The organism is Streptomyces sp. NPDC017676 (assembly GCF_044329325.1).
Lineage (GTDB): Bacteria > Actinomycetota > Actinomycetes > Streptomycetales > Streptomycetaceae > Streptomyces.
Window position 1 is genome coordinate 197,865 of record NZ_JBIRJA010000009.1, and the last position, 13,196, is coordinate 211,060.

A 13,196-nucleotide genomic window follows, 5' to 3' on the forward strand; every position below is an offset into this window, starting at 1 on the left:
GACGCGGTGAGCGGGTGCGCCGGGTTGCCGAACAGTGGACAGCGCTGTGGAGAAGCTGGGGATCGCTGGGGACAAGTGCCCCCAGCCTGTGGGCCGCCGGTGGACAACTCCGTGCACAGGCTGTGGATCTCCGCGTTGTCCACAGTCTGTGGAGATCGTTCGTCCACGATTCCACAGGCCCCTGAGCTGGGCGGAAGCCAGGGGCGAGGCTGCCCTGTGGACGCAGTTCGGGACAACTCCACAGTCCCCAGGATGTGGACGGAAGAAAGTCAGCGAATCTGTGGAGAGTGGCCGTAACCAGGCAGGTAATCGAACACCGGATGGCGAGCGGCGGTACCCGCGTGGCGCCGCGGCAGGCCGCACCGGTCGGTGGCACGGCCGACCCACGGTCGGCGTCACGGCAGGCTCACGATCGGCGCCACGGCAGGTCCACAGGCGGTGCCGGGGCGGCGCACGGTCGGTGCCGCGGCAGATCCGCGGTCGGCGTCAGGGAAGGCGCATGGTGCTGCCGCAGGCGCACGGTCGGTGCCACGGCAGGCCCGCTCGGTCGGAGCCACGGGAGCCGTGCCGCCGGCGGCGGACGGGCGGCCCTCCCCACGCTCTCCGTCAAAGCTCCGGGCAAGGGTTGGCCGAACGGCCGCCGGGGACGCGAAGAGGCGCCCCCGGGAACTCGTCCCGAAGGCGCCTCGGTGCCGCCGTACGACCGGCGCCGGCCGTGGGTCAGCCGTTCTTGATCCGGTTGGTCAGCTCGGTCACCTGGTTGTAGATCGACCGCCGCTCGGCCATCAGCGCCCGGATCTTGCGATCGGCGTGCATGACGGTCGTGTGGTCCCGCCCACCGAACTGCGCCCCGATCTTCGGGAGCGACAGATCCGTCAGCTCCCGGCACAGGTACATCGCGATCTGCCGCGCCGTGACCAGCTGACGGCCGCGCGAGCTGCCGCACAGGTCCTCGACCGTGAGCCCGAAGTAGTCCGCCGTCGCCGCCATGATGGCCGTCGCGGTGATCTCCGGCGTCGAGTCCTCGCCGCCGGGGATCAGGTCCTTCAGGACGATCTCCGTCAGGCCCAGGTCCACCGGCTGCCGGTTGAGCGAGGCGAACGCCGTCACCCGGATCAGCGCGCCCTCCAGCTCACGGATGTTCCGTGAGATCCGGGAGGCGATGAACTCCAGCACCTCCGGCGGGGCGTTGAGCTGCTCCTGCACCGCCTTCTTCCGGAGGATCGCGATGCGCGTCTCCAGCTCGGGCGGCTGGACGTCGGTGATGAGACCCCACTCGAAGCGGTTCCGCAGCCGGTCCTCCAGCGTGACCAGCTGCTTGGGCGGCCGGTCGCTGGAGAGCACGATCTGCTTGTTGGCGTTGTGGAGCGTGTTGAAGGTGTGGAAGAACTCCTCCTGCGTCGACTCCTTGTCCGCGAGGAACTGGATGTCGTCGACGAGCAGGATGTCCATCTCCCGGTAGCGCTTGCGGAAGCTGTCGCCCTTGCCGTCGCGGATGGAGTTGATGAACTCGTTGGTGAACTCCTCCGAGCTGACGTACCGCACGCGCGTGCCCGGGTAGAGGCTGCGCGCGTAGTGCCCGATGGCGTGCAGGAGGTGCGTCTTGCCGAGCCCCGACTCCCCGTAGATGAACAGGGGGTTGTAGGCCTTCGCCGGGGCCTCGGCGACCGCGACCGCCGCCGCGTGCGCGAACCGGTTGGAGGCGCCGATGACGAACGTGTCGAACAGGTACTTCGGGTTCAGCCGCGCGGTCGGCTCGCCGGGGCCGCTCGCCGGCGCGGGCTGCGCGGCCAGCGGCCCGGGGGTGCCCGTCGAGGGCACGTCCGGACGGCCGGGACCACCGCGGTGCACCGGCGGCTCGGGCAGCTCACGGCGGACCAGTTCGCGCTGGTCGTACTCGGTCCGGGACGGGTCGTAGTCCGCGCGCGGGGAGTCGTAGTCCGGGCGGGAGGGTTCGTAGTCCGCGCGCGGGCCGTCGTAGTCGCCGCGCTGCTGCTCGTACGGCGACCGGTCCATGCCCTGCGGGCGGTAGTCCTGCGCCGGCGAGCCGTACGCGTCCGGGCCGGAGCCGTAGCCGTCCTGGGACGACGGCGACGCGTACGGATCCCGCTCGGGGAAGCCGAGCCGGGGCTGCTGCCAGCCGTACTCGTCCTGACCGGGACGCGGCCAGGCGCCGGGCTCGGGACGCTGGTACTCCGACGGGTAGGCCGGGCGGGCGGTGGGGAGCTGGTCCGGGCGGGCGGGCGGAAGCTGTTCGGCGCGCGGGTCACCGCCCGGGCGGTCGCCGCGGTGGCGGCCGTAGCCCTCATACGGTCCCGCGGGAAGTTCCGGTTCCTCGTAGCGAGGCTTCGGCGTCTGCGGCGCGGGGGGTGCCGGCGGCTCGCCCGCCGAGTCGTCCACGGTGATCGCGATCCGGATGGGACGGCCGCACTCCCGGCTCAGCGTCTCGCTGACGATGGGTGCCAGGCGGCCTTCCAGGACGCCCTTCGCGAATTCGTTCGGCACGGCGAGCAGGGCGGTGTCCGCGACCAGCGCGAGCGGCTGGCAGCGCCGGATCCAGTGCTCGTCCTTCGCCTCCACACCCTGTCCGCGGCCCTCTCCGAGGAGCTGCTCCAGTACTCGTGGCCACACTGCGGCAAGATCGGCAGGTACGTCAGCCACAGGGCACGCTCTCTCACAGGTCCCACGAACGTGTGGTTCGGGGACGGGTCGGGATGGAATCCGGGTGGGTCGGTGGGGGGCAATCCCGCTCGGGCGGGGACAAGGGAACGAATCGGAGTTCAGCCACGGTAGTCAGCGCGGCGGGTACGGTTCAAGTTGTTGTCCCCAGCCTGTGGACAGTGTCCCCCGGTGACCCTCGGTTTGACCGGATGGCGCAGCCCCGCGTACCGTAACCAGGTCGAGTTGTCGATGGCTGCTGCCGCCTGCCTCCGATGGGCACAGATCACGTCAGGTGATCGGGAAGCGGTGCACTCGGGCGTGACGCGAGCTACTCGTGGGCGCACGGTGACAGCCAGGACGGCACCCCGCCACTACCGATTTCTTCTGGAGCCCCCGAGTGAGCAAGCGCACCTTCCAGCCGAACAACCGTCGTCGCGCGAAGACCCACGGCTTCCGGCTGCGTATGCGCACCCGTGCCGGCCGCGCGATTCTCGCGTCCCGCCGTAGCAAGGGTCGCGCCCGCCTGTCCGCCTGATCCCGATCAGGTCATGACGTCGTGCTGCCCACCGAGAACCGGCTGAGGCGGCGCGAGGACTTCGCGACCGCGGTACGACGAGGTCGTCGGGCCGGACGCCCGACCCTCGTCGTCCACCTTCGAAGCGGTGCCACGGACCCGCACGCGCCTGGGGAGAGCGCTCCCCCGACGCGTGCGGGTTTCGTCGTGAGCAAGGCCGTGGGTGGCGCGGTCGTGCGCAACACAGTGAAGCGCAGACTGCGTCATCTGATGCGTGACCGAGTCGCCCTGTTCCCCCCCGGTAGCCTGGTAGTCGTACGAGCGCTGCCCGGAGCGGGCGACGCAGACCACGCACAGCTGGCCCGAGACCTGGATGCCGCCCTTCAGCGGCTGCTGGGAGGGGGCGCGCGATGAAGTACCCGCTGCTGGCTCTGATCAAGCTGTACCAGTGGACGATCAGTCCGTTGCTGGGGCCGGTGTGCAAGTACTACCCGTCGTGCTCCCACTACGGCTACACGGCCATCGACCGGCACGGTGCGATCAAGGGAACGGCACTCACCGCCTGGCGCATCCTCCGGTGCAATCCGTGGTCGCTCGGCGGTGTGGACCATGTTCCGCCGCGTAAGCGCCCGCGGTGGCACGAAATGCTGCGCAACGCGTGGCGCGCACGCAGGGGCGGGCCCTCCGCCGCCGAACCGGCCACCGAAGCGAAGCCCGAGAAGCCTGCTTCCGAGCTTCCTCCGAGCCCGGCCGCAGAGACCTCGTCCCATGCCCAAGGAGCATGATTAGTGGACACGATTGCCAGCCTCTTCAGCTTCATCACCACACCCGTCTCATGGGTCATCGTCCAGTTCCACACGGTCTACGGCGCCCTCTTCGGCCCTGACACCGGGTGGGCCTGGGGCCTGTCCATCGTGTCTCTGGTGATCCTGATCCGCATCTGCCTGATCCCGCTCTTCGTGAAGCAGATCAAGGCGACCCGGGCCATGCAGACGCTCCAGCCCGAGATGAAGAAGATCCAGGAGCGCTACAAGAACGACAAGCAGCGTCAGTCCGAAGAGATGATGAAGCTGTACAAGGAGTCGGGCACCAACCCGCTCTCCTCGTGCCTTCCCATCCTGGCGCAGTCCCCGTTCTTCTTCGCCCTGTACCACGTGCTCAACGGCATCGCGTCGGGCCACACCATCGGCGTCATCAACGAGTCGCTGCTGGCCAGCGCACGTAAGGCGCACATCTTCGGGGCCCCGCTCGCCGCGAAGTTCAAGGACGGCTCCGGCACGATCCACGCCCTGGGCGCCTCGGTCACCGACGTCCGTGTCGTGACCGTGGTCATGATCGTCCTGATGTCGGCGTCGCAGTTCTACACGCAGCGCCAGCTGATGACGAAGAACGTCGACACGACGGTGAAGACGCCGTTCATGCAGCAGCAGAAGATGCTGATGTACGTCTTCCCCATCATGTTCGCCGTCTTCGGTATCAACTTCCCGGTCGGTGTCCTCGTCTACTGGCTGACCACCAACGTGTGGACCATGGGCCAGCAGATGTACGTGATCCACAACAACCCGACCCCGGGTTCCAAGGCCCAGGCCGCCTACCTGGAGCGTCTGACCAAGCACGTCACGCACCACGGCAAGGTCCGCCGCCGGAGCGAGAAGACCATCGTCAAGGCGATCGTCGCCAAGGGACGCGACCGCAACGAGTTCGAGCGCAAGTTCATCAACTCGCTGACCAAGGCCGGCCTCGCCGCCCAGAGCGACGGCACCGTGGTGAAGAGCACGGTTCACGCCGGGGCGCAGACCGAGGACGGTGCGCCCGTCGACACCACCACGGCCACCGCCGCGCGGCGCCAGCAGCCCAAGCGTCAGACCAAGGCCCAGCGCCAGTCCGGGCCCAAGCAGGCGGGCGACCCCACCTCGCTGGAGAAGTCCGGCGAGCCGCAGGACGCCAAGCCCGCTACTGCCAAGCAGCCCCAGAAGCCCGGCTCCGGCACCCGCAGCAAGGCCCAGTCCGGCCAGCGCAAGGGTGGCCCGCAGCGGCCCAAGTCCCCGTCCAAGAAGTAAGAAGGAGCCCATCCCGTGACGGAAGGCACCACCTCCGCCGCTGCCGAGGGTGCAGACACCCTCACCCGCCTGGAGCAGGAGGGTGAGATCGCGGCGGACTACCTGGAGGGTCTGCTGGACATCGCCGACCTCGACGGCGACATCGACATGGACGTCGAGGCCGACCGCGCCTCCGTGTCGATCATCAGCGACACCGGCAGCCGCGACCTGCAGAAGCTGGTCGGCCGGGACGGCGAGGTGCTGGAGGCGCTTCAGGAGCTGACGCGCCTGGCGGTGCACCGGGAGACCGGCGATCGCAGCCGGCTGATGCTGGACATCGCGGGTTACCGGGCCAACAAGCGGTCCGAGCTGTCCGAGCTGGGTGCCAAGGCCGCCGCCGAGGTCAAGAGCACCGGCGAGCCCGTGAAGCTCAAGCCGATGACCCCGTTCGAGCGCAAGGTCGTGCACGACGCGGTCAAGGCCGCGGGGCTGCGCAGCGAGTCCGAGGGCGAGGAGCCGCAGCGCTTCGTCGTCGTGCTGCCCGCCTGATCGGCTCTCCCATTTCCACCGGCCCCGTCTGTTGAGCAGGCGGGGTCGAACTTTGTCAGCCTGGTAGTTCTGGTGGCCGGTGCGCGAAGCGCCGGCGCTGTACGGAAGGACGGTCCCCGTGACGGAGGCAGCGGAGCTTCCCCCCGCGCCCGAGCAGGCGCGCGAAGTGTTTGGTGATCGCTTCGCCGATGCGGTCCGCTATGCGGAGCTGCTCGCCGAGGCGGGCGTGCAGCGGGGCCTGATCGGTCCGCGGGAAGTGCCCCGTCTGTGGGAGCGGCACATTCTGAACTGCGCGGTGCTCTCCGAGGCGGTCCCCGAGGGAGTGACGGTCTGCGATGTCGGCTCTGGCGCCGGGCTGCCGGGCATCCCGTTGGCTCTGGTCCGCGACGACCTGAACATCACGCTGCTGGAGCCCCTCCTGCGGCGCACCAACTTCCTCACGGAGGTCGTCGAGCTGCTCGGCCTGGACCACGTCACGGTGGTGCGCGGCCGTGCCGAGGAGGTTCTGGGCAAGCTCCCGCCGGTCCACGTGGTGACGGCCCGGGCCGTGGCTCCGCTCGACCGCCTGGCCACCTGGGGCATTCCGCTGCTGCGGCCGTACGGCGAGATGCTCGCACTCAAGGGCGACACCGCCGAGGAGGAGCTGAAGGCATCCGCTGCCGCGCTCAGCAAGCTCGGCGCGGTGGAGACGTCCATCCTCCACGTGGGTGAGGGCATCGTGGATCCGCTGTCGACGGTGGTGCGGGTCGAGGTGGGTGAGAGCCCGGGCGGTGTGCGCTTCGCCGCCAAGCGGGCGAAGGCGGCCCGGACGGGACGGACTCGCCGACGCCGCTGATCCGTCCTGACGGCGAGACGTACTCCACACAAGCTGCCAAACCCGCGCAAGCCGGAGTGTCGCGACGGTCCGGTCGTCGCCGCTGTGCATCGTGTTTCACGTGAAACGTCGCTCCCTGCTGCACGGCATCATCAGTCGTGGCCGCGCTGCGGCCGAACCTCGCGACCGGAAGCCCCTCGGTTCCCTCGGAGAGGTCCCCACCCCGCATGCTCCGGCCCCATCTCCGGCATCTTCGTCCCCCTCCGGGGGCACGGAGTTGTCCACAGAGGTGGATTTCTCCACAGAAGACCAGGCCTCACTGGTTCACGACCCCGAAGACATGGGAGGCTCTGTTCATTGCGAGCCTGAAGTCGAGGAGAGTGAATCCTTGCGGTCCGACGCCAATATCGCGGGACCGATGACCGATCCGGTCCCCGGTCCCCGCACCGAGTCGATGGGGGCGGATGTTTCACGTGAAACACCGCCTCCGATGGACGACACTCCCATCGGTCGTGCGGCCCAACTGGCGGTGGAAGCTCTCGGCCGCGCCGGCGAAGGCCTGCCCCGACCGGAGCAGACCAGAGTCATCGTGGTCGCCAACCAGAAGGGTGGCGTGGGCAAGACGACGACGACCGTCAATCTTGCCGCTTCGCTGGCCCTGCACGGTGCCCGCGTCCTGGTGATCGACCTCGACCCGCAGGGCAACGCGTCCACGGCCCTCGGGATCGACCACCACGCCGACGTTCCGTCCATCTACGATGTGTTGGTCGAAAGCAAGCCTCTCGCCGAGGTCGTCCAGCCCGTCGTGGATGTCGAAGGTCTCTTCTGCGCCCCGGCCACCATCGATCTCGCCGGTGCGGAGATCGAGTTGGTGTCCCTGGTGGCCCGGGAGAGCCGGCTCCAGCGGGCCATCCAGGCGTATGAGCAGCCGTTGGACTACATCCTCATCGACTGCCCGCCCTCGCTCGGCCTGTTGACGGTCAACGCGCTGGTCGCGGGTGCCGAGGTACTCATCCCGATCCAGTGCGAGTACTACGCGCTGGAGGGCCTCGGCCAACTCCTGCGCAACGTCGACCTGGTGCGGGGGCACCTCAACCCCGCCCTGCATGTGTCGACCATCCTGCTCACCATGTACGACGGCCGGACGCGCCTTGCTTCCCAGGTCGCGGAAGAGGTGCGCAATCACTTCGGTGACGAGGTGCTGCGGACGAGCATTCCCCGCTCCGTCCGTATCTCCGAGGCACCGAGTTACGGGCAGACGGTGCTGACTTACGATCCAGGATCGAGCGGCGCCCTCTCGTACCTTGAGGCCGCCCGAGAAATCGCGCTGAAGGGCATCGGCGTCAGCTACGACGCGAGCCAGGCCCATATCGGCGCACAGAACGACCCAAGCATGGTGGAGGGGATCCAGTGAGCGAGCGACGGAGGGGTCTGGGCCGTGGTCTCGGCGCACTGATCCCTGCTGCCCCGACGGAGAAGGCACCGGCTCCGGCGGCAATGGGGGGCGGAGGGTCGAGCTCCCCCGGAGCCGTTCCGGTGCTGACGACTGACCGCGGAGTGGCCGCGGCGAAGGTGGCCACCCTGCCGCCGGTTGCCCAGGAGACCGAGGTGGCTCCGGCGAGCCAGACCGTGGAGGCGCCCGCGCCCCCGATGGGTGCCCACTTCGCCGAGATCCCCCTCGACGCCATCACGCCGAACCCGCGCCAGCCGCGTGAGATCTTCGACGAGGACGCGCTCCAGGAACTGGTCACCTCCATCAAGGAGGTCGGTCTGCTGCAGCCCGTCGTGGTGCGGCAGCTGGGGCCCGGCCGCTATGAGCTGATCATGGGCGAGCGGCGCTGGCGCGCCTGCCGCGAGGCCGGCCTGGAAGCCATCCCGGCCATCGTCCGGGCCACGGAGGACGAGAAGCTTCTCCTGGACGCGCTGCTGGAGAACCTGCACCGTGCGCAGCTGAACCCGATCGAAGAGGCCGCTGCCTACGATCAGCTGCTGAAGGACTTCAACTGCACGCATGACCAGCTGGCCGACCGGATCGGTCGGTCCCGTCCGCAGGTCTCCAACACTCTGCGTCTGCTGAAGCTGTCCCCGACCGTCCAGAAGCGGGTGGCGGCCGGAGTGCTCTCGGCCGGTCACGCCCGGGCGTTGCTGGCCGTCGAGGACTCTGAGGAGCAGGACCGGCTGGCACACCGGATCGTGGCCGAGGGGCTGTCCGTCCGTTCCGTGGAAGAGATCGTGACCCTGATGGGCTCGCGGCCTCAGAAGGCTTCGCGCTCCCGGGGGCCCCGGGCCGGTTCGGTGCCCTCGCCGGCACTGAGCGATCTGGCCACGCGGCTCTCGGACCGCTTCGAGACGCGGGTGAAGGTCGAGCTGGGCCAGAAGAAGGGCAAGATCACCGTGGAGTTCGCCTCCGCGGATGATCTGGAGAGGATCCTCAGCACGCTCGCCCCGGGCGAGAAGCTGGCCCTTCAGAAGAGCCTTCAGGAGAGCGACGCCGAGGAAACGCACGACTGACCCTTGGGCGGGTACCGCCCCGTGCAGCAGTGGAGCGGACCGTGTCCGGTGTGTACCGGAACACGGTCCGCTCTTTGCTTTGAGGCGGTATCGAGTGAATCCGATCGTGGATACGATGCGATCAGACAGGGCACATGCACCGGACAGCGTCTGCGTCTGTGAGTGGAGAGACGGGGGCAGCCGCTCGCGATGCGGCGGGCGAAGGAAGCGAGGATCAGCCTTCATGGGGCGTCGGCTCGTGCCGCTCACACTGGACAACCTTCAGGATCTTCCCCACCGTTGTCGTTCGTGTGTCTTCTGGGAGCTGGACCCTGTCAGCGGCGAAGCGGCGGTGAAGGCGGGCACGGCCGCGCTGGAGAAGGAGTCCTGGATCTCCGCCGTCCTGCTGGACTGGGGGTCGTGCGGCCGGGTGGTGTACGTCGATGACGTACCGGCGGGCTTCGTCCTGTACGCTCCGCCGGCGTATGTCCCTCGCTCGACGGCCTTCCCCACGAGTCCCGTCTCGCCGGACGCCGTCCAGCTGATGACCGGCTTCGTCATGCCGGGATACCAGGGGCAGGGGTTGGGCCGGGTGCTGGTGCAGACGGTGGCCAAGGATCTGCTGCGCCGGGGCTTCAGGGCGATCGAGGCGTTCGGTGACTCCCGCTGGAAGGAGCCCGCCTGTCTGCTGCCCGCCGAGCATCTGCTGGCCGTGGGCTTCAAGACGGTCCGGCAGCACCCCACGCATCCCCGGCTGCGGCTGGAGTTGCGGTCCACGCTCTCCTGGAAGGAAGACGTGGAGATGGCACTCGACCGGCTCCTGGGAGCGGTTCAGAAGGAGCCGGCGCTGAGGCCGCTGTAGCGGAGAGGGATCAACATGAAGGGGCCGACCCTTGCGGGTCGGCCCCTTCATGTTTCACGTGAAACGTCACTCGGCGATGAACTCTTCGAGGTCACGGAGAAGCGCGGCCTTGGGCTTGGCGCCGACGATGGTCTTGGCAACCTCGCCGCCCTGGTAGACGTTCAGGGTCGGGATGGACATGACGCCGTACTTGGCGGCCGTGCCGGGGTTCTCGTCGATGTTGAGCTTGACGATCTCGATCTTGTCGCCGTGCTCGGCGGCGATCGCCTCCAGGGACGGGGCGATCTGACGGCACGGGCCGCACCACGCCGCCCAGAAGTCCACGAGGACGGGCTTGTCGCTCTTGAGGACCTCCTGATCGAAGGAGTCGTCGGTCACAGTCTTCAGGTTGCCGGCCACGGTGGGCTCCTTACCTTGGTCGTGCGGTGGGGTGAGGGAGAGGGAAGGTCAGACGGTGGTCTTCTCGGGCTCCGCCTTTTCCTCGTCCGCGAGGGCGGCGAGGAAGCGCTCGGCGTCCAGGGCGGCGGAGCAGCCGGTCCCGGCCGCGGTGATCGCCTGGCGGTAGGTGTGGTCGACCACGTCACCGGCGGCGAAGACACCGGTCACGTTGGTGCGGGTGGACGGGGAGTCGACCTTCACATAGCCCTCCTCGTCCAGGTCCAGCTGGCCCTTGAACAGCTCGGTGCGCGGGTCGTGGCCGATCGCGATGAACAGGCCCGTCGCGGACAGCTCGGACAGCTCGCCGGTCTTGACATTGCGCAGCTTCAGACCGGAGAGCTTCTGGTCGCCCTGGATCTCGGCGACCTCGCTGTCCCAGACGAACTTGATCTTCGGGTCGCCGAAGGCGCGCTCCTGCATGGCCTTGGAGGCGCGCAGGGTGTCCCGGCGGTGGACGATCGTCACGGACTTGGCGAACCGCGAGAGGAAGGTGGCCTCCTCCATCGCGGTGTCGCCACCGCCGATCACGGCGATGTCGTGGTCCTTGAAGAAGAACCCGTCACAGGTGGCACACCAGGAGACACCACGGCCGGAGAGCGCGTCCTCGTTCGGCAGGCCCAGCTTGCGGTGCTGGGAGCCGGTGGTGACGATGACGGCCTTCGCCCGGTGGACCGTGCCCGCCGTGTCGGTGACGGTCTTGATCTCACCGGTCAGGTCGACGGAGACGATGTCGTCCGGGATCAGCTCGGCACCGAATCGTTCGGCCTGGGCGCGCATGTTGTCCATGAGCTCGGGGCCCATGATGCCGTCGCGGAAGCCCGGGAAGTTCTCCACCTCGGTGGTGTTCATCAGGGCGCCACCTGCGGTGACGGCGCCTTCGAACACCAGGGGCTTCAGCGACGCACGGGCGGTGTAGAGCGCCGCCGTGTAGCCTGCGGGCCCGGAGCCGATGATGATCACGTTACGGACGTCGCTCACGGCTTGATTCCTCGTCTCTGGTCTGCGTCAGTCGACCGGCGGGAGCCCCTTTCGGGACTCTCACCCCACCCAACGGATCCTACGGGCCCCGCATTCCCGGTGTGCCACGGCACACGCGTGCCCGGGAACGGCCGAAGGAGTGTTCCAGCCGACTCAGTGACGCGCGACGGACTGCTTCAGCAGAACTGTGCCGGCCGAAGCCGTCTGCTGGTGCACACAGGTCGCGTCGACCACATAGGCGGTGACCCGCTTGCTGTCGTGTGTGTCGGCCACGACGACGAGATAAGCAGCCTTACCCGCGTACGTTCCCGTCTTGGCGCCCAGGACGTCAGCGCTCTGGTTGAGTGCTTGCCGGACACAGTCGGGGACCGGAACCGTGGTCTGGAGCAGGGTGTTGGGGCGCTCGGTCGAGCCGGGCGCGTCCGACCCGCCGTCACCGCCCAGTCGGGGCTTCGCGCTGTCCGGCAGCAGACCCTTCTTGGTGGCGAGGAGGGCGTGCACCTGGTTCTGCACGCTGTCGCCGGAGAAGGTGTCGACGGAGGCGGTCGGTGTCCCGTGGGCGGTCGTGTGGTCGGCGGTGTCCCCGAGCGACTTGACGATCAGGCCTCCGGCCCCCAGTACCGCGGCGGTCAGAACGGCGCCCAGAACGAGCCGGCCACGGCGCCGCCCACGCCGTGGTCCCTTGCGGCCGGGTCCGGTCCCCGCGCGCGGACGCCCTGCGGGGCGGTCGGCAGGGTGATCAGTGGCAGGGGCGGTGGAGTGGGGAGCGGGGTGCGCACTGGGGTGAGCAGCGGGGTGGACAGTGGGGGACGTTGTTTCACGTGAAACATCGGCTCCGGTCTCCTCGCCGCCCGCGTTCAGCGGTGCCACGGCTGCAAGGGCGACGCCGATGCGCTCGACCACATCGTCCGGCATACGTTCCGGCGCCGGCACGGATCCCAGCAGGCCGCGGATCTCCTCCAGCGACGTATAGACGTCCGCGCACTCCTCGCACACGTCCAGATGGCTCCGTACGGCGGTGCTGCGGTCCGGTGGAAGGAGGCCCTCGGTGAGGTCGGAGATCTCCGCGACGTCCGGGTGCCCGGCCGTGTCTGTCGTGGAAGTCACGCTCGCCCACCTCCGCCCTTCACTACGGCTGTATTGCTCGGTCCCGCGTCCTTGGAAGGTCCGCTCGGTGACCCCGTTGCCGGTGGGACGGATGACCCCTGCCCCCGGTTCCGTTCCGGGCCGGTCTCTTTTCCTCCTCCGGCGTCGGCCGATCGTGCCTGCGGAGTGCCTTCGGGCCGTAGATGGGTGAGCAGCGGCAGCAGCCTTGCCCTGCCCCGGGCGCACCGGCTCTTCACCGTCCCCGTGGGGACATCGAGGATGCGCGCGGCCTCCGCCACGGGGTAGCCCTGCATGTCCACCAGGACCAGAGCGGCCCGCTGCTCGGGTGGAAGGGTGCCGAGCGCTTCGAGGAGCTGGCGGTGCACGTCCTTCCGCTCGGCCGGTGCCGAGGCGGACTCGTGCGGCTCCAGCAGTTGCTCCAGCCGTTCGGTGTCGTCGACCGGAGCCGTCTTCCGCGAGGCCGCCTTACGCGCCCGGTCCAGGCAGGCGTTCACCGTGATCCTGTGCAGCCACGTCGTGACGGCCGACTGCCCCCGGAAGGTGTGGGCGGCCCGGTAGGCCGACACCAGGGCGTCCTGAACGGCGTCAGCGGCCTCCTCGCGGTCCCCCAGGGTCCGCAGGGCGACCGCCCAGAGCCGGTCCCGGTGGCGCCGCACGATCTCACCGAAGGCCTCGGGGTCGCCTTCCACATGGCGGGCGAGCAGGTCGCGGTCGCCCACTCCGTCATATCCGGCCTCCGCCATC

Annotated in this window: 14 protein-coding genes; 9 read left to right on the forward strand and 5 right to left on the reverse strand. The window is 69.0% G+C overall.

What is annotated here, in order from left to right; all coding sequences use genetic code 11:
- Window positions 1–720 precede the first annotated feature (720 nt).
- Window positions 721–2,661, reverse strand: a complete 1,941-nt coding sequence (dnaA, locus tag ACH4LD_RS21305) for a chromosomal replication initiator protein DnaA (RefSeq protein WP_398054852.1) — start codon at window positions 2,659–2,661, stop codon at window positions 721–723.
- Between the two features lie 397 nt (window positions 2,662–3,058).
- Between dnaA and rpmH the strand changes: the two genes are divergently transcribed.
- From rpmH to ACH4LD_RS21350, 9 genes are all read left to right on the forward strand, one after another.
- Window positions 3,059–3,196: a 50S ribosomal protein L34 gene (rpmH, locus tag ACH4LD_RS21310; protein WP_003956500.1), complete on the forward strand. Its 138-nt coding sequence runs from the start codon at window positions 3,059–3,061 to the stop codon at window positions 3,194–3,196.
- A 21-nt stretch (window positions 3,197–3,217) separates the two neighbouring features.
- The gene (rnpA, locus tag ACH4LD_RS21315) at window positions 3,218–3,589 is read left to right on the forward strand and encodes a ribonuclease P protein component (protein WP_078611778.1); all 372 of its coding nucleotides are present in this window, start codon (window positions 3,218–3,220) and stop codon (window positions 3,587–3,589) included.
- Window positions 3,586–3,960, forward strand: coding sequence for a membrane protein insertion efficiency factor YidD (yidD, locus tag ACH4LD_RS21320; protein WP_030640154.1), 375 nt, complete (start codon window positions 3,586–3,588; stop codon window positions 3,958–3,960). Before rnpA ends, yidD begins: the two co-directional genes overlap by 4 nt.
- A gap of 3 nt (window positions 3,961–3,963) precedes the next feature.
- A complete protein-coding gene (gene yidC / locus ACH4LD_RS21325) occupies window positions 3,964–5,235 on the forward strand; it encodes a membrane protein insertase YidC (protein ID WP_398054853.1) in 1,272 nt (423 codons plus the stop codon).
- A 15-nt stretch (window positions 5,236–5,250) separates the two neighbouring features.
- Window positions 5,251–5,763: a R3H domain-containing nucleic acid-binding protein gene (locus ACH4LD_RS21330; protein ID WP_132784882.1), complete on the forward strand. Its 513-nt coding sequence runs from the start codon at window positions 5,251–5,253 to the stop codon at window positions 5,761–5,763.
- Between the two features lie 118 nt (window positions 5,764–5,881).
- Window positions 5,882–6,598, forward strand: coding sequence for a 16S rRNA (guanine(527)-N(7))-methyltransferase RsmG (rsmG, locus tag ACH4LD_RS21335; RefSeq protein ID WP_030640149.1), 717 nt, complete (start codon window positions 5,882–5,884; stop codon window positions 6,596–6,598).
- Between the two features lie 319 nt (window positions 6,599–6,917).
- The gene (locus ACH4LD_RS21340; protein WP_103813669.1) at window positions 6,918–7,991 is read left to right on the forward strand and encodes a ParA family protein; all 1,074 of its coding nucleotides are present in this window, start codon (window positions 6,918–6,920) and stop codon (window positions 7,989–7,991) included.
- Window positions 7,988–9,088, forward strand: coding sequence for a ParB/RepB/Spo0J family partition protein (locus ACH4LD_RS21345; RefSeq protein WP_398054854.1), 1,101 nt, complete (start codon window positions 7,988–7,990; stop codon window positions 9,086–9,088). The genes ACH4LD_RS21340 and ACH4LD_RS21345 overlap by 4 nt, the downstream gene beginning before the upstream one ends.
- A 223-nt stretch (window positions 9,089–9,311) precedes the next feature.
- Window positions 9,312–9,929 carry a GNAT family N-acetyltransferase gene (locus ACH4LD_RS21350; RefSeq protein ID WP_103813583.1) on the forward strand — a complete coding sequence of 206 codons (618 nt, stop codon included), beginning with the start codon at window positions 9,312–9,314 and terminating at the stop codon, window positions 9,927–9,929.
- A gap of 66 nt (window positions 9,930–9,995) precedes the next feature.
- Here the strand turns inward: ACH4LD_RS21350 and trxA are convergent, their stop codons facing one another.
- From trxA to sigM, 4 genes are all read right to left on the reverse strand, one after another.
- Complete coding sequence (gene trxA / locus ACH4LD_RS21355; RefSeq protein WP_103813584.1) at window positions 9,996–10,328, reverse strand: thioredoxin; 333 nt, start codon at window positions 10,326–10,328, stop codon at window positions 9,996–9,998.
- A 48-nt stretch (window positions 10,329–10,376) separates the two neighbouring features.
- The gene (trxB, locus tag ACH4LD_RS21360; protein ID WP_398054855.1) at window positions 10,377–11,345 is read right to left on the reverse strand and encodes a thioredoxin-disulfide reductase; all 969 of its coding nucleotides are present in this window, start codon (window positions 11,343–11,345) and stop codon (window positions 10,377–10,379) included.
- A gap of 153 nt (window positions 11,346–11,498) precedes the next feature.
- Entirely contained in the window at window positions 11,499–12,452 is a 954-nt protein-coding gene (locus ACH4LD_RS21365) for an anti-sigma factor family protein (RefSeq protein ID WP_398054856.1), read from the reverse strand.
- Window positions 12,449–13,195, reverse strand: coding sequence for an RNA polymerase sigma factor SigM (sigM, locus tag ACH4LD_RS21370; protein ID WP_398054857.1), 747 nt, complete (start codon window positions 13,193–13,195; stop codon window positions 12,449–12,451). The genes ACH4LD_RS21365 and sigM overlap by 4 nt, the downstream gene beginning before the upstream one ends.
- Between the last annotated feature and the right edge of the window lies 1 nt (window position 13,196).

Bases quoted from the DNA above. Each gene is read 5' to 3' on its own strand.
- yidD (WP_030640154.1), top strand. From the start codon at position 3,586: ATGAAGTACCCGCTGCTGGCTCTGATCAAGCTGTACCAGTGGACGATC.
- ACH4LD_RS21350 (WP_103813583.1), top strand. From the start codon at position 9,312: ATGGGGCGTCGGCTCGTGCCGCTCACACTGGACAACCTTCAGGATCTT.
- ACH4LD_RS21340 (WP_103813669.1), top strand. From the start codon at position 6,918: ATGGGAGGCTCTGTTCATTGCGAGCCTGAAGTCGAGGAGAGTGAATCC.
- sigM (WP_398054857.1), bottom strand. From the start codon at position 13,195: ATGGCGGAGGCCGGATATGACGGAGTGGGCGACCGCGACCTGCTCGCC.